The sequence below is a fragment of the Allobosea sp. UC22_33 genome (genome assembly GCF_042700715.1).
GTDB lineage: Bacteria > Pseudomonadota > Alphaproteobacteria > Rhizobiales > Beijerinckiaceae > Allobosea.
Map to the genome: position 1 here is coordinate 4,272,551 of NZ_CP170556.1, position 24,342 is coordinate 4,296,892.

The 24,342-nt window shown below is 68.0% G+C and carries 26 protein-coding genes and 1 pseudogene; 19 read left to right on the forward strand and 8 right to left on the reverse strand.

From position 1 onward, the window contains the following. The first annotated feature begins 92 nt into the window (after positions 1-92). The 4 genes and pseudogenes from phnC (at position 93) to phnE (ACFJGT_RS20705) (ending at position 3,779) form a co-directional block, all read left to right on the forward strand. Positions 93-911 (forward strand): phosphonate ABC transporter ATP-binding protein, encoded by an 819-nt coding sequence (phnC, locus tag ACFJGT_RS20690; RefSeq protein ID WP_377841833.1) that lies wholly within the window; start codon positions 93-95, stop codon positions 909-911. Between the two features lie 78 nt (positions 912-989). Then, positions 990-1,904 (forward strand): phosphonate ABC transporter substrate-binding protein, encoded by a 915-nt coding sequence (phnD, locus tag ACFJGT_RS20695; protein WP_377841836.1) that lies wholly within the window; start codon positions 990-992, stop codon positions 1,902-1,904. A 141-nt stretch (positions 1,905-2,045) separates the two neighbouring features. Further along, positions 2,046-2,927, forward strand: a complete 882-nt coding sequence (gene phnE, locus ACFJGT_RS20700; protein ID WP_377841838.1) for a phosphonate ABC transporter, permease protein PhnE — start codon at positions 2,046-2,048, stop codon at positions 2,925-2,927. Then, positions 2,924-3,779 (forward strand): annotated as a pseudogene (gene phnE / locus ACFJGT_RS20705) (phosphonate ABC transporter, permease protein PhnE). The gene phnE (ACFJGT_RS20700) and the pseudogene phnE (ACFJGT_RS20705) overlap by 4 nt, the downstream one beginning before the upstream one ends. A gap of 111 nt (positions 3,780-3,890) precedes the next feature. Here the strand turns inward: phnE (ACFJGT_RS20705) and phnF are convergent. Continuing rightward, positions 3,891-4,670 carry a phosphonate metabolism transcriptional regulator PhnF gene (gene phnF, locus ACFJGT_RS20710; RefSeq protein ID WP_377841840.1) on the reverse strand — a complete coding sequence of 260 codons (780 nt, stop codon included), beginning with the start codon at positions 4,668-4,670 and terminating at the stop codon, positions 3,891-3,893. 88 nt (positions 4,671-4,758) lie between these two features. Between phnF and phnG the strand changes: the two genes are divergently transcribed. Genes phnG through ACFJGT_RS20750 form a run of 8 tightly spaced genes read left to right on the forward strand, consistent with a single transcriptional unit; the run spans position 4,759 to position 11,296 of the window. Then, complete coding sequence (gene phnG, locus ACFJGT_RS20715; RefSeq protein ID WP_377841842.1) at positions 4,759-5,190, forward strand: phosphonate C-P lyase system protein PhnG; 432 nt, start codon at positions 4,759-4,761, stop codon at positions 5,188-5,190. Further along, on the forward strand, positions 5,190-5,792 hold the full coding sequence (phnH, locus tag ACFJGT_RS20720) for a phosphonate C-P lyase system protein PhnH (RefSeq protein ID WP_377841844.1): 603 nt from the start codon (positions 5,190-5,192) through the stop codon (positions 5,790-5,792). The genes phnG and phnH overlap by 1 nt, the downstream gene beginning before the upstream one ends. After that, positions 5,792-6,994 (forward strand): carbon-phosphorus lyase complex subunit PhnI, encoded by a 1,203-nt coding sequence (locus tag ACFJGT_RS20725; RefSeq protein ID WP_377841846.1) that lies wholly within the window; start codon positions 5,792-5,794, stop codon positions 6,992-6,994. Before phnH ends, ACFJGT_RS20725 begins: the two co-directional genes overlap by 1 nt. Next, on the forward strand, positions 6,991-7,914 hold the full coding sequence (locus tag ACFJGT_RS20730; protein ID WP_377841848.1) for an alpha-D-ribose 1-methylphosphonate 5-phosphate C-P-lyase PhnJ: 924 nt from the start codon (positions 6,991-6,993) through the stop codon (positions 7,912-7,914). Before ACFJGT_RS20725 ends, ACFJGT_RS20730 begins: the two co-directional genes overlap by 4 nt. After that, positions 7,911-8,717 (forward strand): phosphonate C-P lyase system protein PhnK, encoded by an 807-nt coding sequence (gene phnK / locus ACFJGT_RS20735; RefSeq protein ID WP_377841850.1) that lies wholly within the window; start codon positions 7,911-7,913, stop codon positions 8,715-8,717. Before ACFJGT_RS20730 ends, phnK begins: the two co-directional genes overlap by 4 nt. A gap of 49 nt (positions 8,718-8,766) precedes the next feature. After that, positions 8,767-9,462: a phosphonate C-P lyase system protein PhnL gene (gene phnL / locus ACFJGT_RS20740; protein WP_377841852.1), complete on the forward strand. Its 696-nt coding sequence runs from the start codon at positions 8,767-8,769 to the stop codon at positions 9,460-9,462. Continuing rightward, a complete protein-coding gene (locus tag ACFJGT_RS20745; protein WP_377841854.1) occupies positions 9,462-10,604 on the forward strand; it encodes an alpha-D-ribose 1-methylphosphonate 5-triphosphate diphosphatase in 1,143 nt (380 codons plus the stop codon). Before phnL ends, ACFJGT_RS20745 begins: the two co-directional genes overlap by 1 nt. After that, positions 10,601-11,296 carry a DUF1045 domain-containing protein gene (locus tag ACFJGT_RS20750; protein ID WP_377841856.1) on the forward strand — a complete coding sequence of 232 codons (696 nt, stop codon included), beginning with the start codon at positions 10,601-10,603 and terminating at the stop codon, positions 11,294-11,296. Before ACFJGT_RS20745 ends, ACFJGT_RS20750 begins: the two co-directional genes overlap by 4 nt. A 192-nt stretch (positions 11,297-11,488) precedes the next feature. Here ACFJGT_RS20750 and phnN read toward each other — a convergent pair whose 3' ends face one another. Then, positions 11,489-12,088 (reverse strand): phosphonate metabolism protein/1,5-bisphosphokinase (PRPP-forming) PhnN, encoded by a 600-nt coding sequence (phnN, locus tag ACFJGT_RS20755; RefSeq protein WP_377841858.1) that lies wholly within the window; start codon positions 12,086-12,088, stop codon positions 11,489-11,491. On the opposite strand from phnN, the gene ACFJGT_RS20760 reads away from it, so the two are divergent. Together ACFJGT_RS20760 and ACFJGT_RS20765 are read left to right on the forward strand one after the other, a co-directional pair. Next, positions 12,087-12,710 carry a chloramphenicol acetyltransferase gene (locus ACFJGT_RS20760; RefSeq protein ID WP_377841860.1) on the forward strand — a complete coding sequence of 208 codons (624 nt, stop codon included), beginning with the start codon at positions 12,087-12,089 and terminating at the stop codon, positions 12,708-12,710. The genes phnN and ACFJGT_RS20760 overlap by 2 nt on opposite strands. Positions 12,711-12,906: 196 nt before the next feature. After that, positions 12,907-14,424 carry a methyl-accepting chemotaxis protein gene (locus tag ACFJGT_RS20765; RefSeq protein WP_377841862.1) on the forward strand — a complete coding sequence of 506 codons (1,518 nt, stop codon included), beginning with the start codon at positions 12,907-12,909 and terminating at the stop codon, positions 14,422-14,424. Here the strand turns inward: ACFJGT_RS20765 and ACFJGT_RS20770 are convergent, their stop codons facing one another. Both ACFJGT_RS20770 and ACFJGT_RS20775 read right to left on the reverse strand, forming a co-directional pair. Further along, positions 14,425-15,105: a class I SAM-dependent methyltransferase gene (locus ACFJGT_RS20770; RefSeq protein ID WP_377841864.1), complete on the reverse strand. Its 681-nt coding sequence runs from the start codon at positions 15,103-15,105 to the stop codon at positions 14,425-14,427. It abuts the gene before it with no gap. Next, a complete protein-coding gene (locus tag ACFJGT_RS20775; protein WP_377841866.1) occupies positions 15,102-16,256 on the reverse strand; it encodes a glycosyltransferase in 1,155 nt (384 codons plus the stop codon). The genes ACFJGT_RS20770 and ACFJGT_RS20775 overlap by 4 nt, the downstream gene beginning before the upstream one ends. A 142-nt stretch (positions 16,257-16,398) precedes the next feature. Between ACFJGT_RS20775 and ACFJGT_RS20780 the strand changes: the two genes are divergently transcribed. After that, entirely contained in the window at positions 16,399-16,872 is a 474-nt protein-coding gene (locus tag ACFJGT_RS20780; RefSeq protein ID WP_377841868.1) for a 2TM domain-containing protein, read from the forward strand. Between the two features lie 16 nt (positions 16,873-16,888). On the opposite strand, the gene ACFJGT_RS20785 is transcribed toward ACFJGT_RS20780, so the two are convergent. The 4 genes from ACFJGT_RS20785 to ACFJGT_RS20800 form a co-directional block, all read right to left on the reverse strand. Next, entirely contained in the window at positions 16,889-18,376 is a 1,488-nt protein-coding gene (locus ACFJGT_RS20785) for a S8 family serine peptidase (RefSeq protein WP_377841870.1), read from the reverse strand. A gap of 61 nt (positions 18,377-18,437) precedes the next feature. After that, the gene (locus ACFJGT_RS20790; RefSeq protein WP_377841872.1) at positions 18,438-19,130 is read right to left on the reverse strand and encodes an anti-sigma factor family protein; all 693 of its coding nucleotides are present in this window, start codon (positions 19,128-19,130) and stop codon (positions 18,438-18,440) included. A 48-nt stretch (positions 19,131-19,178) separates the two neighbouring features. Beyond that, positions 19,179-19,760, reverse strand: coding sequence for a sigma-70 family RNA polymerase sigma factor (locus ACFJGT_RS20795; RefSeq protein ID WP_377849028.1), 582 nt, complete (start codon positions 19,758-19,760; stop codon positions 19,179-19,181). 262 nt (positions 19,761-20,022) lie between these two features. Continuing rightward, complete coding sequence (locus ACFJGT_RS20800) at positions 20,023-20,397, reverse strand: DUF6481 family protein (protein WP_377841874.1); 375 nt, start codon at positions 20,395-20,397, stop codon at positions 20,023-20,025. 343 nt (positions 20,398-20,740) lie between these two features. On the opposite strand from ACFJGT_RS20800, the gene proB reads away from it, so the two are divergent. From proB to rsfS, 4 genes are all read left to right on the forward strand, one after another. Beyond that, complete coding sequence (gene proB / locus ACFJGT_RS20805; protein WP_377841876.1) at positions 20,741-21,865, forward strand: glutamate 5-kinase; 1,125 nt, start codon at positions 20,741-20,743, stop codon at positions 21,863-21,865. 109 nt (positions 21,866-21,974) lie between these two features. Then, the gene (locus tag ACFJGT_RS20810; RefSeq protein ID WP_377849029.1) at positions 21,975-23,216 is read left to right on the forward strand and encodes a glutamate-5-semialdehyde dehydrogenase; all 1,242 of its coding nucleotides are present in this window, start codon (positions 21,975-21,977) and stop codon (positions 23,214-23,216) included. Positions 23,217-23,231: 15 nt separating this feature from the next. Continuing rightward, positions 23,232-23,855 carry a nicotinate-nucleotide adenylyltransferase gene (locus tag ACFJGT_RS20815; protein ID WP_377841879.1) on the forward strand — a complete coding sequence of 208 codons (624 nt, stop codon included), beginning with the start codon at positions 23,232-23,234 and terminating at the stop codon, positions 23,853-23,855. Beyond that, entirely contained in the window at positions 23,797-24,336 is a 540-nt protein-coding gene (rsfS, locus tag ACFJGT_RS20820; protein ID WP_377841882.1) for a ribosome silencing factor, read from the forward strand. The genes ACFJGT_RS20815 and rsfS overlap by 59 nt, the downstream gene beginning before the upstream one ends. Positions 24,337-24,342 lie beyond the last annotated feature (6 nt).

Sequence of the window (24,342 nt, forward strand, 5' to 3'; positions counted from 1 at the left end):
CGTTAGGGCTCCCGGCAATCGAGATGTCTGCCCCTCCGGCCTTGGCCGGGCGGCGACGCGCTCGTGCCCGCATCTGCCCCGAGAACCAGTCCATGCTCCGCATCGAAGGCCTGACCAAGCGCTTTGGCGACAGGAACGCGGTCGACGCTGTGACCCTGACCGTGCCGAAGGGCGAGATGGTCGGCGTGATCGGCCCCTCCGGCGCCGGCAAGTCGACGCTGCTGCGCACGCTGAACCGCCTGACCGAGCCGACCTCCGGACGGATCGTCTGCGAGGAGCAGGACGTCACCGGCCTGAAAGGCGCTTCGCTGCGCCGCTGGCGCCGCGACACGGCGATGATCTTCCAGCAGTTCAACCTCGTCGGCCGCCTCGACGTGCTGACCAATGTCCTGCTCGGCCGGCTGAACCACCGCTCGGCGGCGCTGACATTGGTCAAGAGCTTCTCCGAGGACGACAAGATCCGCGCCATCGCGGCACTCGAGCGTCTCGATATGGGCCATCTCCTGGCGCAGCGCGCCGAGACCCTGTCCGGCGGCCAGCAGCAGCGCGTCGCCATCGCCCGTGCCCTCGTCCAGGAGCCGCGCATCATCCTCGCCGACGAGCCGATCGCCTCGCTCGACCCGCGCAATACCCAGGTCGTCATGGACGCACTGTTCCGCATCAATCGCGAGGACGGCATCACCGTGATGTGCAACCTGCACGACCTCGACATCGCCGCGAAATACTGTGACCGCCTGATCGGCATGTCCGCCGGCAAGGTCGTGTTCGACGACGTGCCGCAGGCGCTGACCCGCGAGATCGCGGCCGAGCTTTACGGCATCGAGGCCAAGGATGCCGGCGCCGAGGCGCTGGATGCGCTCGACGCCATCGCCGCCTCCGAGGCGAAGCGCGCCCGCCAGAAGACTGCCTGATTTCCAGAAGATCGCCGGACCGGCCCGACGGCCGTCGCCGCGAGAAGACTATCCCCGCCTAGAACCAGGAGCCAATCGATGCTGACCCGTCGTCATACCCTCTCGCTCGCCGTCGCCGGCCTGGCGCTCGCCGCCTCCCCGGCCTTCGCCCAGGACTGGAAGGCCAAGTATCCCGAGCTCGTCTTCGCGATCATCCCCTCCGAGAACGCCTCCGGCGTCACCGAGCGCTACACCCCCTTCGTGCAGTACCTCGCCAAGGAGCTCGGCACCAAGGTCACCCTGCGCATCGCCAACGACTACGCCGCGATCATCGAGGGCCAGCGCACCGGCAACATCCACATCGCCTCCTACGGCCCGTCCTCCTTCGCCCGCGCCCGCATGACCGGCGCCAAGGTCGATGCCTTCGCCATCGAGACCAACCTGGACGGCACCAAGGGCTATCACTCGGTCTTCTACGTGAAGAAGGACTCGCCCTATCAGAAGGTCGAGGACCTCAAGGGCAAGAACCTCGGCCTCGTCGACCCGAACTCGACCTCCGGCAACAACGTCCCGCGCTTCGCGCTGAACGGCATGAAGATCGAGCCGGAAACCTTCTTCTCGAAGGTCGTCTATACCGGCAGCCACGAGAACGCGATCATCGCGCTCCAGCAGGGCACGGTCGACATCGCCGCCAACTGGTGGAACGACGAGCAGGAATCGAACCTGCAGCGCATGGCCCGCAAGAACATGGCCAAGGCCGAGGACTTCCGGATCATCTTCAAGTCCGAGCAGATCGTGAACTCGCCGATGGCCTATCTCACCGACATGCCGGAAGAGCTGAAGGCCAAGATCCGCGACGCGGTCCTGAACCTCGCGACCAAGGACAAGGCAGCCTTCGACAAGATCTATGAAGGCAAGCAGGGCCCGCTCGTCGCCGTCGACAACAAGGCCTACGACCCGATCATCGAGCTCAACAAGTTCGTCGACGAGCTCCGCAAGAAGAAGTCGTCGTAATTCAACAAGCCGTCATGCCCGGGCTTGACCCGGGCATCTCCTGATCGAGATTCCCGGGTCTGCGCTTCGCTTCGCCCGGGAATGACGCCCTTGTCCGGTATCGCACCCGCCGATCCCGCGACCCCTCGGAAGCGCTTCTCAATGACCCTCGCGATCGACAGCAACGACCCGGCCATCAGGGCCCATGCCGAGGCCTACCGGCAGGCTTCCTCCGCCAAGCGCCGGCAGGCCCTGATCGGCATCGTCGTCTTCATCGCCTGCGTGCTGCTCTCGGCCCGTGGCGCGGAGGTCGATCTCGCCAAGTTCTTCGAGAACATCCACCGCTTCCCGAAATACATCTACGAGACGCTGCCGACGCTGCGCCTCTCCAGCATCAGTGCCGACCTTTCCGAATGGTACTGGGGCCTGAAGGGCTGGCTGAAGCTGCTCTGGCAGACCGTGCTGATCGCCTATGTCGGCACCATCCTCGGCGTCGCCGGCGCCTTCCTGTTCTGCTTCGCCGCCGCCGCCAATCTCGGCCGCGCCACCTGGCTGCGCTTCGCGGTGCGCCGCTATCTCGAATTCTGCCGCACCGTTCCCGAGATCGTCTTCGCGCTGATCTTCGTCATCGCCTTTGGCCTTGGGCCCCTGCCCGGCGTGCTCGCCATCGCGATCCATACCATGGGCGCGCTTGGCAAGCTCTTCTCGGAAGTCGTCGAGAACATCGACCTGAAGCCGGTCGACGGCGTCACCGCCGCCGGCGGCAACTGGTGGCAGATCGTGCGCTTCGCGGTGGTGCCGCAGGTGCTCTCCAATTTCGCCAGCTACGCGCTGCTGCGCTTCGAGATCAATGTCCGCGGCGCCTCGATCATGGGCTTCGTCGGCGCCGGCGGCATCGGCCAGGACCTGATCGAAGCGATCCGGAAATTCTACTTCACCGATGTCAGCGCCATCCTGTTGCTGATCATCATCGCGGTCATGCTGATCGACTACGGCACCGAGCGGCTGCGCCACGCCCTCCTCAGCCTGGAGCATGGCCGATGAGCCTCGCCTTCTCGACGGCCGAGCGCGCCGACATCCTGCGCCGCCACGACGCCGCGATCCGCGGCTCGCTCAAGACGAAGCTCGCGACGATCGGCACCATCGTCGCGCTCGCCGGCTTCTTCGTCTACGGGCTGACGACGCTCGAAACCTCGCTCTGGAAGATCATTGCCGGGCTCAGTAATCTCGGCACCTTCGTCGTGCTGATGCTGCCGCCCGATCCCGGCTCATGGGCGCGCGCCGTCATCTTCGTGAAGGCGCTGTTCGAGACCATTGCCATCGCCTTCCTCGGCACGATCCTCGCTGCCATCCTGGCCCTGCCGCTCGGCTTCATCGCGGCGCGCAACGTCGTCGCCAACCGCGTCGTACATTTCCTCGCCCGCCGTTCGCTCGACACCGTGCGCGGCGTCGATGCCCTGATCTGGGCGCTGATCTGGGTGAATGTCGTGGGCCTCGGCCCCTTCGCCGGCATGCTCGCGATCATGACCAGCGATCTCGGCGCCTTCGGCAAGCTCTATTCGGAAGCGATCGAGGCGGCCGACCGCAAGCCGGTCGAGGGCGTCGCCTCCGTCGGCGGTGGCAAGGCCCATGAGATCCGCTTCGGCCTGCTGCCGCAGGTGCTGCCGGTGATCGCGAGCCAGGTGCTCTACTATATCGAGTTCGAACACGCGATCCTCGACCATCATCGGCATCGTCGGCGCCGGCGGCATCGGCCTCTATCTCGCCGAGACGATCCGCACGCTGGAATGGCAGCAGGTTTCGTTCCTGATCCTGCTGGTGCTCGCCGCGGTCTCCGCCATCGACTTCCTGTCGGGCAAGCTGCGCTTCGCCATCATCGGCCGCCGGGCAAGGTGATCTTTTCCTTCTCCCCTTGGGGGAGAAGGTGTCTGCAAAGCAGACGGATGAGGGCGGTACGGCTGGCCTCACCGGTCATCGGCTCGCCAAGCATTCCCTCATCCGTCAGCGCTACGCGCTGCCACCTTCTCCCCCGAGGGGAGAAGGTGAGTCCCCGAACGGCTCGATCACCATTTCCACGCGCTCGGCGGCGAAGACGCTGCTCACGAGATGCACCGGCGTCAGGTCCGGCAGCGCATCGACCGCCGTCGAGATCATCACGGCCGCCTCCGGCGCGATCTCCAGCAGCTCCGCCTCAGGCTCGTCGGCGAGCCGGGCTGTCAGGCGCGTCGACAGGCGCACATAATCCGTGATGCCGTAAATCTTGAAGGCCGCCGTGATCGAGCCGGCCGCCTCGCGATAGGCCTTGTCGAAATCCGGGAAGCGCTCGACCGAGAGCCAATGCGTGCCCGTGCCCATCGGCACGCCGTCGGCAAGGCTTACGCCGCGCACCTGCCAGAGCGGCGTCCCGGTCTTCAGCTTGAGTGCGGAGCAGGCCGCAGCCTCCCCCACCACCACCTCGGCCGAGAGCATGCGGCTCGTGCCGGTGATGCCGAGCCTGCCCATATTGGTACGCATGCTGACGCGCCGGCCGATCGGATAGGGCAGGCGCGGCGCTGTCACCTGCGTGCCGCGTCCGCGTGAGACCGTGACTAGCCCCTGTTCCGCGAGATGGCGAAAGGCCTGTCGCACCGTATGACGATGCACGCCGTAGCGCTCGGCCAGCGCGACCGAGGCCGGCAGCGTGTCGCCGAGCTTGTACTCGCCGCGCCCGATCGCGTCCGCCAGTTCGTCGGCGATGCGCCGCCAGGCCGTTCCCCCGTCGCGCTCCGCCAGTGCCGCATCCGTCATCAAAGTTTCATCCGAAAAGTATAGACCTTTGCCATCAACTCCCCTAGCATAGTCTAGACATTCGGAACTGACCAGCGAGCCCGCGCCGATGACGCAGAAAACCCCGAGGCAAAGCTGGATGGCGACGCTGGCGCGCGCCTCCCGCAGCGAGATCGAAAGCCTGCTCGGCGATCCGCCGGACCATGACCTGTTGAAGGCGCCGGAGACCGGCACCGTGATGGTCGAGGGCCGCGCCGGTGGCGCCGGCCGCCGCTTCAATCTCGGCGAGGCCACCGTGACGCGCTGCGTCGTGCGCCTGTCCAACGGACGGATGGGCTTCTCCTATGCGCTCGGCCGCGACGGCCGGAAGGCGCGGCTCGCCGCCCTGCTCGACGCCCGCCTCCAGGACGAGGCCGAGGGCAGCGGATTGCATAAGGGCATCGCCACGCTCGCCGCCCGGCAGGCATCGGCCCGCGACCTCGCCTCGCGCAAGGCGGCGGCGACCAAGGTCGATTTCTTCACGCTGGTCAGGGGTTCGTGATGCCGGCTGAAACCAGGATCGCTCCCGGCTTCTCCGACCCGGTCTTCCAGTCGCAGGCCGCCTTCCGCGCCCTGCTCGCCGCCCTCTCCGAGCCCGGCACGCTGCAGCAGGTCGCCAGCGAGATCGCCCCGCCGGAAGGCCTCGCGATAGCAACTGCAACCGCCCTGCTGACGCTCGCCGATTACGAGACCCCGGTCTGGCTGCCGGAAGCCCTGCGCAACGGCCCGGCTGGCGCCTGGCTGCGCTTCCATTGCGGCGCGACGCTCGTCGAGAACCCCGCCGAGGCCGCCTTCGCGGTCATCGACGGCGCGGCCGACGAGCCCAGGCTCTCGACCTTCAATCTCGGCACCGATCAGTTCCCGGATCGTTCGACCACCGTGATCGTGCAGGTCACGAGCCTGGAGGGCGGCCCCGCCATCACCCTCGCCGGCCCTGGGATCCTCGGCTCGCGCATCATCGCGCCGCGGGGTCTGCGCTCCGGCTTCACCGATGAATTGCGCGAGAACGGCGCGCTTTACCCGCTCGGCGTCGATGTTCTGCTCGCGCATGGCGAGGGCCTGATCGGCCTGCCGCGCTCGACGCAAATCGAGGAGGCTCGCTGATGTACGTTGCCGTCAAAGGCGGCGAGGCCGCCATCCTCGCCACGCATGATCTCGTCGCCGAGGCCCGTCGCGGCGATCCGGCCGTGCCGGAAATCTCTGTCGCCCAGATCCGCGAACAGCAGGCTTTGGCCTGCGCCCGCGTGATGAACGAGGGCTCGCTCTATGATCAGGACCTCGCCGCGCTGGCGCTGAAGCAATCGCAGGGCGACGTGATCGAGGCCGCCTTCCTGATGCGCGCCTATCGCACGACGCTGCCGCGCTTCGGCTCATCCGAGCCGCTCGACACCGCCGCGATGGCGATCCGCCGCCGCGTCTCCGCCACCTACAAGGACCTGCCGGGCGGACAGGTGCTCGGCCCGACCTATGACTACACACACCGGCTGTTCGATTTCGGGTTGATGGACTCCCCCGCCGTCATGGCCGGGCCTGACCCGGCCATCTCAAGACGAGACGGCGCCGGAACCTCCGTGTCCGGAGATGCTCGGGTCGAGCCCGAGCATGACGACCTGAAAGCCCCGCTCGACGCTCGCATGCCGCGCGTCCCCGACATCCTCGGCGCCGAGGGCCTGATGGAAGCAGAGGAGCCGCCGGAAGGCGATCCGCGCCCCTTCGACCTGACGCGCGATCCGGTCTCCTTCCCGGCCGATCGCGACGTGCGCCTGCAATCCATGGCGCGCGGCGACGAGGGCTTCCTGCTCGGCCTCGGCTATTCCGTGCAGCGCGGTTTCGGCGGCACGCATCCCTTCGTCGGCGAGGTCCGCGTCGGCGAGGTTGCGGTGGAGTTCGTGCCCGAAGAGCTCGGCTTCGCGGTCGATCTCGGCGACGTCACCCTGACCGAATGCCAGATGGTCAACCAGTTCCAAGGCTCGAAAGAGGTGCCGCCGCAATTCACCCGCGGCTACGGCCTCGTCTTCGGCCATAGCGAGCGCAAGGCGATGTCGATGTCGCTGGTCGACCGCGCCTTGAAGGCGCGCGATTTCGGCGAAGCCACCAATTACCCGGCGCAGCAGGACGAGTTCGTCCTCTACCACGCCGACAATGTCGAGGCGGCCGGCTTCGTCGAGCATCTCAAGCTGCCGCACTATGTCGATTTCCAGGGCGAGCTCGAACTGATCCGCCGCATCCGCCGGGAGCGCGAGGAGCGGATCGCCCGCGAACAGGGCGCCCAAGAGCAGAACGCGATGCCGGAGGCTGCGGAATGACCATTCACCAGATGCCGGCGGACGATACCAAGCCGGCTTACAACTACGCCTATCTCGACGAGCAGACCAAGCGGATGATCCGCCGCGCCCTGCTCAAGGCCGTCGCGGTGCCCGGCTATCAAGTGCCGTTCGGCTCGCGCGAGATGCCGCTGGCCCGCGGCTGGGGCACCGGCGGCATCCAGGTCACCGCCGCGATCATCGGCCCCGCGGACACGCTGAAGGTCATCGACCAGGGCGCCGACGACACCACAAATGCCGTCTCGATCCGCAGGTTCTTCGAGCGCACCGCCGACGCCCGTACCTGCGAGGCGACGGACGAGGCGACGATCATCCAGACCCGCCACCGCATCCCGGAAGCGCCGCTGAAGCCCGGGCAGGTCATGGTCTATCAGGTGCCGACGCCTGAGCCGCTGCGCCGTCTGGAGCCGCGCGAGGCCGAGACGCGCAAGATGCACGCCTGGGCCGAATACGGACTGATGCAGGTCAAGCTCTACGAGGACATCGCCCGCTATGGCGAGATCACCAAGACCTATGACTACCCGGTCATGGTCAACGGCCGCTACGTGATGGCGCCCTCGCCGATCCCGAAATTCGACAACCCGAAGATGCACATGTCGCCGTCGCTGCAATTGTTCGGCGCCGGCCGCGAGAAGCGCATCTACGCGCTGCCGCCCTATACCAGCGTGCGCAGCCTCGATTTCGAGGATCATCCCTTCCGCATCCAGAGCTGGACGCAGCCTTGCGGCCTCTGCGGCGCGGGCGACAGCTATCTGGACGAGGTCGTGATCGACGACCAGGGCGGACGCATGTTCGTCTGCTCCGACAGCCATTATTGCGAGACCCGCCGGGCGGAAGGCCATCGCGGCACGATGCTGGGCGATGCTGCCGCGAGCGGCCTGGTCGAGGAGACCACCCCATGACCCTGCATGTCGCAGCGGCCGCGCTCGCGCTCGAACCCGCGCCCCTGCTCTCCGTCGACAGCGTCAGCCGCTTCTATGGCGAGCGCATCGGCTGCGCCGATGTCTCCTTCGACCTCTGGCCGGGCGAGGTGCTCGGCATCGTCGGCGAATCCGGCTCGGGCAAGTCGACCCTGCTGCGCTGCCTCGCCGGCATCGACAAGCCCGACGCGGGCGACGTGCTGTTCCGCGGCGGCACCGAACCGCTCGATATCTACTCGGTCTCCGAGCAGGAGCGCCGCCGCCTGATGCGCACCGCCTGGGGCATCGTCCACCAGAACCCGCGCGACGGCCTGCGCATGGACGTCACCGCTGGCGGCAATGTCGGCGAGCGCCTGATGGACCGCGGCGACCGGCACTATGGCCAGATCCGCGAGCGCGCCCTCGACTGGCTCCAGCGCGTCGAGATCGCCGGCACCCGCATCGACGATCGGCCGCGCCAGTTCTCCGGCGGCATGCAGCAGCGCCTGCAGATCGCCCGTGTATTGGTCTCCGAACCGCGCCTCGTCTTCATGGACGAGCCGACCGGCGGCCTCGACGTCTCCGTGCAGGCCCGCCTGCTCGACCTGCTGCGCGTGCTGGTGCGCGATCTCGGCCTCGCCGCGATCATCGTCACCCATGACCTCGCCGTCGCCCGCCTCCTGACCGATCGGCTGATGGTGATGAAGGACGGCCGCGTCGTCGAACAGGGCCTGACCGACCAGGTCCTCGACGATCCGCACCACGCCTATACGCAACTCCTGACCTCGGCCGTGCTGAGCGTGTGATGGCTTCCGTCACACCCTCGTCACCGCGAATCGGCAAGGCACTGACACCATGACCACGATGATTCAGGTCGAGAACGTCGCCAAGACCTTCACCCTGCACAACCAGGGCGGAGCACGTCTGCCCGTCTTCGACAACGTCAATTTCCATGTCGAGGCCGGCGAGGCGCTGGTGCTGGCCGGCGCGTCCGGCGCCGGCAAGTCGAGCCTGTTGCGCATCCTCTACGGCAATTACAAGCCGACCGCAGGCGCGATCCGCATCACCCATGCCGGCCGGCCCGTCGACATCGTCGCGGCCGTCCCGCGCACCGTGCTCGACATCCGCCGCCGCACGCTCGGCTTCGTCTCGCAGTTCCTGCGCGTGATCCCGCGCGTCTCCACGCTCGACATCGTGCGCGACCCGCTGCTGGCGCGCGGCGCCGCGCCGGAAACCGCGACCGAGCGCGCCAAGGCCATGCTCGCCCGGCTCAACCTGCCCGAGCGGCTCTGGAACCTCGCGCCCGCCACCTTCTCCGGCGGCGAGCAGCAGCGCGTCAACATCGCACGCTCCTTCGTCGACCCCTCGGCAATCATGCTGATCGACGAACCGACCGCCTCGCTTGATGCCGCCAATCGCGACGTCGTCGTCGAGCTCATCGCCGAGGCCCGCGCCGCCGGCTCCGCGATCGTCGGCATTTTCCATGACGAAGCGGTTCGCGAACGCGTCGCGACGCGCTATCTCGACATCACCGCTTTCCGGAAGGCCTGATGATGCAAACCGTTCTCACCAATGCCAAGCTGATCCTCGAGAACGAGGTCGTCACCGGCACCATTGCCTTCGACGCGAACGGCATCACCGCCGTCGACCAGGGCAAGTCGTCCCTGCCCGGCGCGATCGATGTCGGCGGCGACTATGTCGCGCCCGGCCTCGTCGAGATGCACACCGACAACATGGAAAAGCATTTCATGCCGCGCCCGAAGGTCTTCTGGCCGAACGGGCTCGCCGCGGCGCTGGTCCATGACGCGCAGATGGCCGCGGCCGGCGTCACCACCGTCTATGACGCGGTCTGCGCCGGCACGCCCTTCTCGGCCAAGGACTACCGCAAGGACATCTTCGCCGACGTGATGAAGTCGCTGGCCTATGGCAAGAGCGAGAACGTTTTCCGCATCGACCATCGCATTCATATGCGCTGCGAGCTGACGAGCCCGAACCTGCTCGCCGATATCGCGCCCTATCAGGACGATGAGCTGGTCCAGCTGGTGTCGCTGATGGATCACACTCCCGGCCAGCGCCAGTGGCGCGATCTCCAGCACCTCAAGACCTATGCCGTCGGCAACGGCAAGACGGTCGCTGAGTTCGAGGAGGACGTCGCGGTGCGCCAGCGCGAAGGCGCCGCCAATGTCGCCAGGAACTGGCAGGCCGTGGTCGACATCTTCCGCGGACGCGGCATCCCGCTCGCCACCCATGACGACACGATCCCGGAGCATGTCGAGGAAGGCGTCGCCTCAGGCGCGGTGATCTCGGAATTCCCGACCACGGTCGAGGCCGCCGCCGCCGCCAAGCAGGCCGGCCTCGCGACGGTTGCCGGCGCGCCGAACGTCGTGCGCGGCGGATCGCATTCCGGCGGCGTCTCGGTCTCCGAGCTAGCCGAGAAGGGCCTCCTGGATGGTCTCTCGTCGGACTACGTCCCGGCGAGCCTGCTCCAGGCCGTGGTCAAGCTCAATTCCAGCCATGGCATCGCGCTCCCCGAAGCGATGGGCATGGTGACCTGGAAGGTCGCCGACATCCTCGGCCTCAAGGATCGCGGCCATCTCAAGACCGGCCTGCGCGCCGATCTCGTCCGCTTCAAGGTACTCGGCGCGACGCCTGTCCTCGCCGCCGTCTGGTCGCAGGGCGAGCGCGCATTTTGAGCAAGCCGCGCTACGCCGTCTATTACGCCCCCGCCGCCGACAGCGCTCTCTGGCGCTTCGGCTCGGCGGTGCTCGGCTATGATGCGCTGACCGGCGAAGACCTGCCCTTCGCGGTTCCGCCCGGATGCGATCCGGCCCTGTGGCCCGCCCTCACCGAGGAACCGCGGCGTTACGGCTTCCATGCCACGCTGAAAGCGCCTTTCGAGCTCGCCGATGGCCGCAGTGAGGAGCAATTGCGCGCCTTCGCCCGCAATCATGCCGCCGGGCTCGACGCCGTCGAACTCGCAGGCCTGAGCATCACCGCGCTCGGCTCCTTCGTCGCGCTGACGCCGGCCGAGCCGAGCGAGGCTTTGCAGCGCTTCGCCTTCTCGGCCGTGCAGGCCTTCGAACTCTTCCGCGCGCCTCTGTCCGAAGCGGACAAGGCGCGGCGCCTCAAAAGCCCGCTGACGCCGGCCCAGCACGCCTATCTCGAAGCCTATGGCTACCCTTATGTCGGCGATGCCTTCCGCTTCCACATGACGCTGACCGGCTCCCTGCCGAGCGAGCAGGCGGGACCGGTGAAGCAGGCGCTTGAGACCGCCTATGCGGCGGCGCTGCCAGCCGGCCCGGTCAGGATCGATCGCTTCGCGCTGTTCAAACAGGACGAGCGCGCCGGCCGCTTCCGCCTGCTCGATTCCTATTCGTTCGGGTGAGGTGTGCAGGTTCCCGACGGAACCAAGACGTCATTCCGGGGCGGACCGCAGGGCCGAGCCCGGAACCCAGAACCGATGCCGTGGACGAAGAGAGTATCGGATATCCCGCGCTTCACCGAACAGCCGGCTCGGTTCTGGGTTCCGGGCTCAAGCGCTTCGCGCTCGCCCCGGAATGACGGCACGGTTCAACCGCTAAACCGACCCTCGCCCCAACCCTCGCAGCACCGCCAGCAGCTCCTCCACCGCCTCGGCGACGCTGCGGTCGTTCAGGATCGTGACGATCTCGGCGCGCTGCGCCGTCAGCGGCGCCTCGCGCTTCAGGCGGGCCGCGATGTCGGCCTCGGTCTCGCGCCCGCGCGCCGCCAGACGCTGCGCCAGCACCGCGACCGGCGCGGTGATGTTGAGCACGACGACACGCTCCGCAAGCTGCTCGGCCGTTGCAATGGCCGCGCGCGAAACATTGACGATCACGACGGCGCCCGCATCGATGCCGGAAAGCTCGGCGACTGGAATGCCGTAGCTCAGCCCATGCGCCTGCCAGCTCAGTGCCAGCCCGCCATCGGCCTCGATCGCGCGAAAAGCGGCCTCGTCGCAGGAATCGTGATCCTCGGCGCCGGCCATGGCCGGCCGGGTGATCAGGCGGCGGGCGAAGCGATAGCCGGGATCGCCGGCGAGCCCCGCTCGCGCCGCATCCATCAGCGTGTCCTTCCCCGCGCCGGAGGGACCGACCACGAGAACCAGCACGCCCGCCGCAGCGGCGGGGATTGCGATATCGGAAGAGGATGAGGACATGGCTGCGAAGAAGCTGGGACTCGAACCGCTGATCGACCCGACCGCCCAGGTGAGGCAGGCGACGCTCGGCCGCTACACCGCCATCGGTGCGCGCACCGTCTTCGCCGAGTCGACGATGGATGACTACTCCTATGTCGTGAACGATGCGAATGTCATTTACACGACAATCGGCAAGTTCTGCTCGATCGCGGCGATGACCCGGATCAATCCCGGCAACCACCCGATGCACCGCGCAAGCCAGTCGCATTTCACCTATCGCGCCGCCGCCTATTTCGACGATGCCGAGGACGACGAGGCCTTCTTCGACTGGCGCCGGGCACATGCCGTGACAATCGGCCACGATGTCTGGATCGGCCATGGCGCGATCGTCCTCGCCGGCCGCTCGATCGGCACCGGCGCGGTGGTCGCGGGCGGCGCCGTCGTCACCAAGGACGTGGCGCCCTACACCATCGTCGCCGGCAATCCGGCGAAGCTGGTCCGGCGAAGATTCGCCGAAGAAATCGCGGACAGGTTGCAGAATCTCGCCTGGTGGGACTGGGAGCACACGCGGCTGCGCGCGGCCCTCGACGATTTTCGACACCTCTCCGTGGAACACTTCCTGAAGCGCTACGAGGAAACCTGAGAGCAATCTATCATTTTGAAATAAAATGAATTTCCTTCACGAAGGCGGCTCGGAAGCAGCCGCCCCGCCGTATAGTACGCGCTACCCCTGTAGAAATTGACCCAGATCAAGACACACCCTCATAGGTTGTTAACCTTGTGGGACCATGGTCGGCCTTCGGCGGAAACGGGTTCCGCCCGAGGCTGGGGACCTCCTGATGTCGGCACTGGATCATCTCGGCAAGCGGCTTGCCTTCATGCAACTCGGCCCGGAAGCGCAGGCGCGCATTCGCGATGTCGGCGACGCTTTGGGCCCGTCCATTCCAGCCGCGCTTGACGCTTTCTACGCGCAGTTGCGCGCCTTCCCGGAAACGAAGGCGTTCTTCAGCAACGAGCAGCATATCGAGGGCGCCAAGCAGCGCCAGGCCAGGCATTGGGGCGGCATCGCCACCGGCAAGTTCGACGAGAATTATATCGGCGCCGTCACCCAGGTCGGGAAAGTCCATGCCCGCATCGGCCTGGAGCCGCGCTGGTATATCGGCGGCTACGCGCTGATCCTGGAGAAGCTGGTCGCCGGCGTGCTGGAAGCGCGCTGGCCGAAGAACGCCCTGGGCAAGCGCATGGCCGGCGCGGCCGAGCGCTCGGCCGAGATCGGCGCCATCGTCAAGGCGGCGCTGCTCGACATGGATTACGCGATCACCGTCTATCTCGAAGCCTCCGAGGAAGCCCGGCTGAAGGCCGAGGCCGAGGCCCGCGCCATCGAGCAGGCCAAGGCGGCCGAGCGCGACCAGGCCATCGCCTGCGTCAGCCAGAGCATGGCGGCGCTCGCCGAGGGCGACCTGACCTATCGCATGAGCGCCGAGATCCCGGCCGAATATTCCGAGATCCGCGACCATTTCAACGGCGCCATGGCGCGTCTTCAGGAGATGGTCGGCACGATCAAGGCGACCTCGGCCGCGATCGCCTCCTCCTCGCAGGAGATCAGCACCGGCGCGCAGGACCTCTCTATGCGCACCGAGCAGCAGGCCTCGGCGCTGGAGGAGAGCGCGGCGACGACCGAGCAGCTCGCGGCCTCCGTCAAGACCTCGACCCAGGCCTCTCGCGAATCCGTCTCGCTGGCCGACGAAGCCGCCAATGTCGCCCGCACCGGCGGCGATATCGTCCGCGAGGCCGTCGAGGCGATGGCCCGGATCGAAGGCGCCTCGAAGCGCATCTCGGAGATCACCGATGTGATCGACGGCATCGCCTTCCAGACCAACCTGCTGGCGCTCAATGCCGCCGTCGAGGCCGCCCGTGCCGGCGATGCCGGGCGCGGCTTCGCCGTCGTCGCGGCCGAGGTCCGGGCATTGGCCCAGCGCTCTGCCGGTGCCGCCAAGGACATCACCGGCCTGATCTCGTCCTCGGACGCGGAGGTCGCCGATGGCGTCAAGCTCGTCCGCCAGGCCGGCGAGACGCTGGACCGCATCGTCGCCGCCTCCGCCAAGGTCTCCAGCACGGTCGAGGAGATCGCCTCGGCCTCAAGCGAGCAGGCCAACGGCATCGACGAGATGAGCCAGACCGTCAGCCACATGGACGAGATCACCCAGCAGAATGCTGCGCTGGCTGAGGAAAGCGCGGCCTCGGCCCGCGTGCTGCTCGACCAGATCGGCCAGTTGAACCGGCTGGTCTCGGCCTTCCGGACCGAACAGGGTGGGGCGACCGGCAACGCCGGAGCGGCACGTCGGCGCGCGGCCTGATCATCCCGGCTGGCGGCGCGCCTGCCCGGCGAGCCGCCAGACCGAGCTGCGCTTGATCTCGGCATCCTCCAGCGCGCGCGTCACCGGCACCTCATAGGTCGCGAGCGCTTCCAGCCTTTCGCGCGGCAGATAGCTGCGGCCGGGATCACCGATCAGCACCGTCGCGCCCCGCGCCGAAAGCCCGGACAGCCAATCGATGACACGCTCGGCCATCTCGCGCTCGTAGCAGACGTCCCCGGCACAGACGACATCCCAGCCTTCGTCGCGGCCAATCAGGTCCTCGCAGCGCGGCGTCACCACGACGGCGTTTGCGGTCGCGTTGATGCCGATCGCCGCCGCCGCGAAAGCGTCGATATCGCAGGCCTCGACCGGCGCCGCGCCCGCCTTCGCCGCCGCGATCGCCACGAGCCCGGAGCCCGAGGCAAAATCCAGCATCCGCCGCCCGGCGACGATTTCCGGATGATCCAGCAGATACCGCGCAAGCGCCTGTCCACCGGCCCAGGCGAAGGCCCAGAACGGCGGCGGCAGACCGATCACCGCAAGTTCGTCCTCGGTCTTCTGCCAGAGTTCCGTCGCCTCCTGCGCGACATGCAGCGCGATCTCCGGCGCATGCGGCACGGGAAGCAGCCGTGTATGGGCGCGGATGAAGGCTTCGTGATCGAGGACGGCCTCGCCGCTCATGCCGCAGCCTCCGGCGCTGTGCGGCCGAGCAGGCTGAGATAGAGCGCCTTCACGCCGTTCATCACGTCCCGCTCGGTATGGCCGTCGAGCAGGCGGGCGCGCGCATTCTCGCCCATGCGCTCGGCAAGGCGCGGCGTGCCGGCGAGCGCGATGAGCGCCTTGGCCAGCGCCGCGGCGTTATCGGCCGGAACCACCATGCCGTCCTGTCCGTCGCGGACGAAGCTGCGGCAGCCCGGCACGTCCGTGGTCAGGATCGCCCGGCCGCAGGCCGCCGCTTCCAGGATCGTGCGCGGCAGGCCCTCGCCGCCGCGCGACGGCAGGATGCAGAGATGATGCGCCTTCCAGACGCCCTCGATATCGCGCGTCGGCCCGGCCCAGGTGATCCCCGGCCGTGCCGCCCATTCCTTCAGCGTCGTCTCGGGAATGGCCTTGGGGTTCGACGGGTCGGGCGCGCCATGGATGGTGAGCGTAACCTTCGCCCCCTCGGCCCGCGCCAGCCTCACCGCCTCCACGGCGAGATCGACGCCTTTGGACCAGAGCATGCGCGCGACCAGCGCGACCTTGAGCGGCGGTGCCGGCGGCATCGGCGAGGGCATCAGGATCAGCGGGTCGACCCCGGCCCCGCCGACGATCGCGACCTTGCTGGTATCCTGCGGATCGAGACCGAGCGTCACGGGATCGTCGGGATTCTCGAACAGGAACCGCACCTGCGGCCCGTCGATCGCGCCGCGCAGCCAGGTGATCGCCGCGAAGCGCGCCATCGCCGCGAGCGCGCCCTGCTTGGCGCCGAGAAAGCCGAGCCCGGTCAGCGCATAGACGCGGCGCTCGACACCGGCGAGCTTGCCGGCCAGCCCGGCGAGCGCGATCGGCTTCAGCGCGATGCAATGCAGGATGTCGGGCTTCTCCGCCGCGATAAGCCGCTTCAGCGCCCCCATCTGCTTGAACAGGGCCCGCGGATCGAGGCTGCGCCGCTCCGCCTCCAGCCCGATCAACCGGGCACCGGCCGCCTCGATGACATGCCGGTGGTTGCGCTCGCGCGCGATCACCACGACGTCGAAGCCGAGTTCGCGCGCCGCCCGCGCCATCGGCAGGAAATGCGAGGCGAAGAACCAGTCCTCGGTGGCGACGAAAAGGAGTTTCGGGCGCGGCATCGCGCCATCAGGCCGATACGGCGGCGAAATGCAACCCGGCACCGCGCTGTCGTGCTAATGTCGGGTTGATGTCGGGCTCCTGACGTGGCGCACCCGTTCCACTCCGCCGCATCCTGCGATCGAGGCGAGCAACGAGGGATCCATGCTCATTCAGAAGCTCAGACTCCGGCACGGCTGGTCGCAGGAGCAGTTGGCGCATCTCAGCGGGCTCAGCGTCCGGACGATCCAGAGGATCGAGAACGGCCAGACCCCGAGCGTGGAATCCCTCAAATCGCTCGCCTCCGTCTTCGAGATGGATTTCAGCGAACTGAGGGAAAACGACATGACATCGGCAAATCAGGCGAACGGCCTCACGCAGGACGAGGAGCTGGCGCTCGACCAGGTCAGGCAGATCAAGCGCTTCTACCTGCGCGTGGTGCAGTCCGGCGTCTTCATCGCGATCCTCGCCGCGATCAACCTGACGGTGACCCCCAACTATCTCTGGTTCCTGTGGGTCGCTTTGTTCTGGGGCGCTGCGCTGGCCTTCAAGGGGCTGCGCGTTTTCGACAAAGTCCCGTTCCTCAACGCCGCCTGGGAGAAGCGGCAGGTCGAACGCAGGCTGGGCCGCCAGCTCTGAGCCGGGCACGAGGCTTTCAGGGCCGCGCCGTCGCCACCGGCAATACGCGGGCGAGTGCCGCAGGCGGATCGATCCGGCCGGCGCCATAGACCGGGTCGCGCCCGCGCGAGCCGAGATCGGTCGCACTTTCGGCAAGCACCCGGCGGATACCGTCGGTATCAAGCTCCGGCTGCTTTTCGAGCAGGAGGGCGACCAGCGCGGTAACATGGGCGGCAGCGATCGAGGTGCCCGAGGTGAAGGCATAGCGCCCGCCGGGCTCCGCGGTCAGAACGTCGACGCCAGGCGCCGCGATCGCGACGTAAGAACCGCGATTGGCGTCGCTGAAGACCTTGTCTTCCGCATCGGTCGCGGTCACCGCGATGACGCTCGGGTCGGCGCCGGGATAGAGCGGCGCCGACCGGGCGCCACCATTGCCGGCAGCGGCGACGGTGATGACACCGCGCTCCTTCGCGCCGGCCAGCGCCTTGGAGAGCAGGCGATCCTGCGGGCCGGCGAAGCTGAGATTGATCACCTTGGCACGCTGCTGGACGATCCATTCGAGCGCGGTCAGGATCTGGAACGACTTGCCGTTGGCGGAAGCCGCCTGCGGGCCGCCGAAGGCGCGGGCGACGATCAGGCGGGCGGCCGGGGCGATGCCCTGCAATTCGCCATGCGCGACGATCGCCGTCGCCATCGAGGTGCCATGCGCATGCGGCGTCGCCAGCCCGTCGACCGCGTCGAGATAGCCGAGGACCGAGCCTCGGATCTCCGGATGCTCCATGTCGACGCCGGAATCGATCAGGCCGACCCGGATATTGCGCCCTTGCGCCAGCTTGCGCGCCTCGCTTAGCCGCAGTTTGTCGACGATATATTGCGGCGGCAGGATGCGCCGCACCGCTGCCGTGCCGCGCGCGGCCGTCGCGGGATCGGCCAGCCGCAGGCCGGACGCCGGCGCCGAGGTCGTGGCTTCCGAGGATGCGGTGCTCGCGCCTGCCGGCGCACCGGCGCCGGACCGCGAATCCTGCTGCAGCTCGAAGAGGAAATTCGGCTGCGCCCCGGTGATGCTGGTATCATCCGCCATCGCCGTGAGCACGGCGCGCAGGTCGCGCCCGGGCTCGATCCTGGCGCGGATGATGGTGACGCCGGCAAGCTCGAAGCGCTGGCTGGCGATCAATGTCGCACCATAGCGGCGCAGTACGGCTTCAGCCTCGGCATTGGGCGCGAGTTCGAACAGCACCTCGTCGGGGACGAAGCGGGTCTCGTCCATCGCCGGCACGATGCTGCGCTGGGTGCGCGGCTGGAGCCAGGAACCGGGCGGCACGCGCATCGAGCGATTGGTTCCGCCGGCCGAGGGCTGCTGCGGGCTCGTCGTCGGCGCGACGCGCTTGTCCTTGCCGTCGCCGGTTCCGCCTGCGGGCTGGGCGAAAGCCAGCCCCGGCGCGAGCGCCAGCATGCATGCGAGAAGGCCGGCGCCGGCGAGGCCCCGAACCGATGATCTCCGACGGGCGAATGGGGATGGCAGCATGGCCTCACCCTCCTGCGACGACGACATCATGCCATGGCGCCCAGCAACCGCGCCAGCCGGATCACGGCGCCGGCGCGACGAAGCTGACGATGGCGCTCTCGCCCTTCATCCGCGCCGCGATCGCATCGAGCTGGCTGGAGGAGAGCGAGGCGTCACCGACCCGCACCTTGAAGAAGCCGTTGGCACGCGGGCCGTCGACCACCGAGGCATCGAAGCGCTTGAAGAATGAGGCGATCTCGCCGGCCCGCGCCTCGGGCGAGAAGCTCAGCAGCACATAGCTCTCCGAGGGGCGAACACCCGGAGCCGAAGCGGTCTGGAAACCGGGGCCGCTATCGCGCAGCGCAAGCCCGGTGATCGCCACGCCCTGCAGCGCGATCAAGGCGATGGCCGCAGCGCTGGCATAGGCCAGGCGGCGCGGCGTCTGCGCGGCCAGGAGGCCGCCGAGCCAGCCCAGCAGGCCGCGGCTGTTTTCCTGGGCGCGGGCTAGAAGAGGCACCGGGCGGGACTCGGCCTCGATTCCGGCCATCAGCTTGTCGAGGGCGTTGTGAGAGGGGGCGCCCAGGCTCTCGTTGAGCAGGACCGTCTCGGCCATGTCGTCGCGGATGAGGTCGAGCCGGGCCGCAAGCTCGGCATCGGTGGCGAGCGCCGTCTCGACGCGGCGCTTGTCGGCATCCGAGATGCGGCCATTGGCGTAGAAGGGCAGCAGCTCCTCGAGCTCGCGGCGCTTCGGATCGCTGGCGATGCTGTCGTTCATCACGCCACTCCCTGCGCAGCCGGGCCGCGCCTTACAAAAACGGAAATTCTACGGCCAGCCGCGGTCGATGCCGGCGGCCTTGAGCATCTCGCCCAGCTTCTTGCGGGCGTGGAAAAGCCGGGTCTTGACGGTGTTCTCGGGGATGCCGACGATCCGCGCGACCTCCTCGACGGAGGTCTCGTGGTAATAGACGAGGTCGATGACCTCGCGATGCTCGGCCGAAAGACGTCCGAGGCAGGCGCGGATGGCGAGACCCTTGTCCTGCTTCTGCAGGACAACTTCCGGGCCGTCGGTCTCATCCTCGATGCTTTCGGCATAATCCTCGTCCAGCTCGGCATCGCGGCGCTTGCGCAGCAGCGACCAGGCCTTGTTCCGGGCAATGGCGAGCAGCCAGGTCGAAACCGAGGCGCGAGCCTCGAACCGATCCGCCTGTCGCCACAGATCCATGAACACGTCACTGATCACATCCTCGGCAAGCGTCTCGTCGCGGACGAGCCGCAGCACGAAACGGTAGACCCGCACCTGATGCCGCGAAAACAGCACCTTCATCGCGAGCCGGTCACCAGAGGCGATCCGTTTGACGAGATCCTCGTCCGATTCCGTATGCATTGCCCCTCGAAGGCCAGGCATCCCGGCTCGCATTCGGTTGTCGCGGCGAGCGGAGAAAAGGTTCAACCCGGCGCGCACATTAATCTGCACGCGCGGATTTGCCGATAGGCCGATGTGCAACGGATAGGTGTTTTTTGCCCGAAAAGCAGCCATGGGCCACGGCAGGCGCTGCCAGCGCGGTTAAGCAGATATGAAAAGGGGCGCTCGCGGCGCCCCAGATCGCATTCTCAGGAGATGCGGAAAGTCTTGGCATCCGGCCTCTATCGGCCGAACTGCAAAGGCGTCAGCGGCGCTTGCCGGCCGTCCGCATCTGCATGTACTGCACGGCTTCCAGCAACACCTTGCGCGGACGCTCGGCGTCGCGCTTGGCCTGCTCGGCCTTGCGGGCGACTTCGCGGGCGATCTCTTCCAGGCGCTTCTCTTCTTCGATGCGCGCGCGTTCGATCGCTTCCAGGCGCTCGTTCTCGGCCCGGATCTTCGCCTTCTCGGCTTCGCGCTCGGCGCGAGCCTGGGCGATGGCTTCCCGCTCCTCGCGTCGCTGCACCATCACCGGGTCGTCGGCCTTCGGCCGGGCCTGGAAACGCTCGAGCAGCGCCTTCTTGGCATTGGCGGAATTGGACTGGCGGTCGGTAAAGCTGCGGTCGTTCGGGTTCTTCAAGGGTGATCTTCTCTCGGGTTGTTACGGGCGTTCATCGGCCCGCGCGGGCGAGATAATCCAGATCCGGCAGGATTGGTATCGAAATCGACGCGCGGCAGCCCCGCTTCCAGCGCTTATCGGGCAGCAGGTCCTGCATACTGCACGCTAAAAATGCATGAGAACGGCAGGATCGGCACCCGGTTAGCGGGCGGGCCGGACCATGCATATGGGCAGCGCAGCCCGCCCTGTCAATGAAAAGAGCCCCTTGCTGCCTGCATTGCGCCACGGAAAGCAGGTCTATGCTTTACAAGCGCGGCATTTTCCCCAACAGGCAGGGCAACTGCCGCAACAACGCCGTGCTCCCGTGAAGACGCCCCTGCTCACCGATTTCCGCCGCATCGTCGTCAAGGTCGGCTCCAGCCTGCTGGTCGACCGCGACCGCGGCCGCCTCCGCCACGCCTGGCTCGCGGCACTGGCCGAGGATCTTGCCGACCTGCACCAGCGCGGCGCCGACGTGCTCGTCGTCTCCTCCGGCGCGATCGCGCTGGGGCGCACCGTGCTTGGCCTGCCCTCCGGCCCCTTGCGTCTGGAGGAAAGCCAGGCCGCCGCCGCCGTCGGCCAGATCGCGCTCGCCCGCAACTGGGCCGAGGCGCTGGGCGCCCACGGCCTCACCGCCGGGCAGGTGCTGCTGACGCTGGCCGACACCGAGCAGCGCCGCCGCTATCTCAACGCGCGCGCGACGCTCGGCCGCCTGCTCGACCTGCGCGCCATCCCCGTCATCAACGAGAACGACACCGTCGCCACCACCGAAATCCGCTATGGCGACAACGACCGACTAGCCGCCCGTGTCGCGACAATGGCCGGCGCCGATCTTCTGGTGCTGTTCTCGGATATCGACGGACTCTATACCGCCCCGCCTGCGAAGGACCCGGAGGCGCGGCATATCCCTCTTGTCGAGCGGATCACGCCGGAGATCGACGCCATGGCCGGCGGCGCAGCCTCCGAATTGTCACGCGGCGGCATGCGCACCAAGATCGAGGCCGGCAAGATCGCGGCGGCCGGCGGCACACACATGCTGATCGCCGACGGGCGCGCCAAGAACCCGCTCGCCAGCGTCGCCGATGGCGGCCGCTGCACCTGGTTCCTCACGGCCTCGACGCCCGCCACCGCGCGCAAGACCTGGATCGCCGGCTCGCTGGAGCCGCGCGGCACGCTGCATCTCGATGCCGGCGCGGCCCGTGCGCTGCGCGGCGGCGCGAGCCTCCTGCCGGTCGGCGTTGTCAGGATCGAGGGCGAATTCGCGCGCGGTGACGCCGTGCTGATCCGCGATCCCGAGGGGCAATTGCTCGGCCGCGGCCTCGTCGCCTACGACGCTTCCGAGGCGGCGCTGGTGCTCGGCAAGGCCTCGCGCGATATCGAGGCGGTGCTTGGCTATCCCGGCCGCGCCGAGATGATCCACCGGGACGACATGGCGCTCGGGCTGGGCTAAGCTTCCTCACGGGCTGGCTTTGCCGGCGAATATCGGGCTGAACGAGATGACCGGCGACAGCGCATTGCGCATCATCGCGACGAACGAAGCCGCCGATATCGGCAGCGTCATGCAGGAACTCGGCCGCCGCGCCCGCGCCGCCGCGCGCAAGGTCGCGCTGAGCCCGGCCGCGCAGCGCAACGCCGCCCTCCTCGCCATGGCCGATGCGCTGCGCGCCCGCACGGCCAAAATCCTCGCCGCCAACGCCCAGGACCTCGCCGACGGCAAGGCAGCGGGCTTGAGCGCCTCCTTCATGGACCGGCTCACGCTCGACGAGACGCGCCTCGCCGCCATTGCGGACGGCGTCGCCGAGGTCGCCGACCTGCCCGATCCGCTCGGGCGCGTGCTGGCGGAGTGGACGAGGCCGAACGGACTGCGCTTCGAGCGCGTCGCGACCCCGCTCGGCGTCATCGCCGTGATCTTCGAGAGCCGCCCGAACGTCACCGCCGATGCCGGTGCGCTCTGCCTGAAGAGCGGCAATGCCGCGATCCTGCGCGCGGGCTCCGATTCCTTCCGCTCCTCGACCGAGATCGCCGCCGCGATGCGCGAGGGCCTGGAAGCCGCCGACCTGCCCGGCGACGCGATCCAGCTCGTGCCGACGCGCGATCGCGCTGCTGTGGGCGAAATCCTCGCAGGGCTCGACGGCAATATCGATGTCGTCGTGCCGCGCGGCGGCAAGAGCCTCGTGGCCCGCGTCCAGAGCGAGGCGCGCGTGCCGGTCTTCGCCCATCTCGACGGCAACTGCCATGTCTATGTCGATGCCAAGGCCGATCTCGCCATGGCCCGCGAGATCCTGCTCAACGCCAAGCTCCGCCGCACCGGCGTCTGCGGCGCCGCCGAGACGCTGCTCGTCGACGAGGCCTGCGCCGCGAGCCATCTCGCCCCGCTCGTCACCGCCCTGCTCGAAGCCGGCTGCGCCGTGCGTGGCGATGAAGCGGCCCAGGCGATCGACGCGCGCGTGACCGCCGCCACGGAAGAGGACTGGGCGACAGAATATCTCGACCGGATCATCGCGGTGAGGACCGTGCCCGGCCTCGACGCGGCGATCGACCATGTCGAGCGCTACGGCTCGCATCACACCGATGCGATCGTCACCGCCGACGAGACCGCCGCCGCCCGCTTCCTGGCCGAGGTCGATTCGGCCATCGTCATCCACAACGCCTCGACCCAGTTCGCCGATGGCGGCGAATTCGGCTTCGGCGCCGAGATCGGCATCGCCACCGGCCGCATGCATGCGCGCGGCCCGGTCGGCGTCGAGCAGCTCTGCTCCTTCAAGTACCGCGTCCATGGCGCGGGCCAGACCCGGCCCTGAGGCGAAACCCGGCTTATGACGAGCGAGCTGACGCGTCTGCCGTCCCGGCTGCCTACCTTTGCGCCCGGCCTGCGCGTCGGTCTGTTCGGCGGCAGCTTCAACCCGGCGCATGACGGCCACCGGCTCGCGAGCCTCACCGCGCTCCGCCGCCTCCGGCTCGACCGCGTCTGGTGGCTGGTCACCCCTGGCAATCCGCTCAAGGACAATGCCCGGCTGCCCTCACTGGCCGAGCGCATCCGCCAGGCTGAAGGCGTCGCCGGCCATGCCCGCATCGACGTCACCGGCGTCGAGGCGATGCTGCGCACCCGCTACACCGCCGACACGCTGCGCGCGCTGAAGCGGCGCTGCCCCGGCGTGAACTTCGTCTGGATCATGGGCTCGGACAATCTCGCCGGCTTCCACCGCTGGAACGAATGGCGCGCGATCGCCCGGATGATGCCGATCGCGATCATCGACCGGCCGGGCTCGACCCATAGCGCCATGGCTTCACCCGCCGCCAACTGGCTCTCGCGCTGGCGCCTGCCCGAAAGCCGGGCGGCGAGCCTGCCGCGCATGAAACCGCCGGCCTGGGTCTTCCTGCATGGCAAGCGCTCGACATTATCCTCCACGATGCTGCGCAAACAGGCCGGCCGCGATTGAATTCCGGCGCCTTCCGGCCTATTTTGGGCCCATCGCGCCAACCGCGCATCAGGATCGAGAGGATACGTCACTGACCCGTCAAACCCTTGGTGAAGCCGAGCCGAAGCCGCTTCCCCAGGCTGCCATCGCGGAGAATCCCTCTGCCGACAGCATCGCCCTCGCCCAGCGTGTCCTCGATGACATGAAGGCCGAGGACATCACGGTGATCGACCTCGTTGGCAAGACGTCGCTGGCCGACGCGATGATTATCGCCTCGGGCAACGTCAACCGCCATGTCGCGGCCATCTCGGATGCGCTGATCGAAGCCCTGAAGGCGTCCGGACTTCCGACGCCGAACGTCGAAGGCATGCCGGCCTGCGACTGGGTGCTGATCGATACCGGCGATATCATCATCCACGTCTTCCGGCCCGAAGTGCGCCAATTCTACAATCTCGAGAAGATGTGGGGCACCGACCGGCCGAACGAACGCCTCGATAGCTGACGTCCG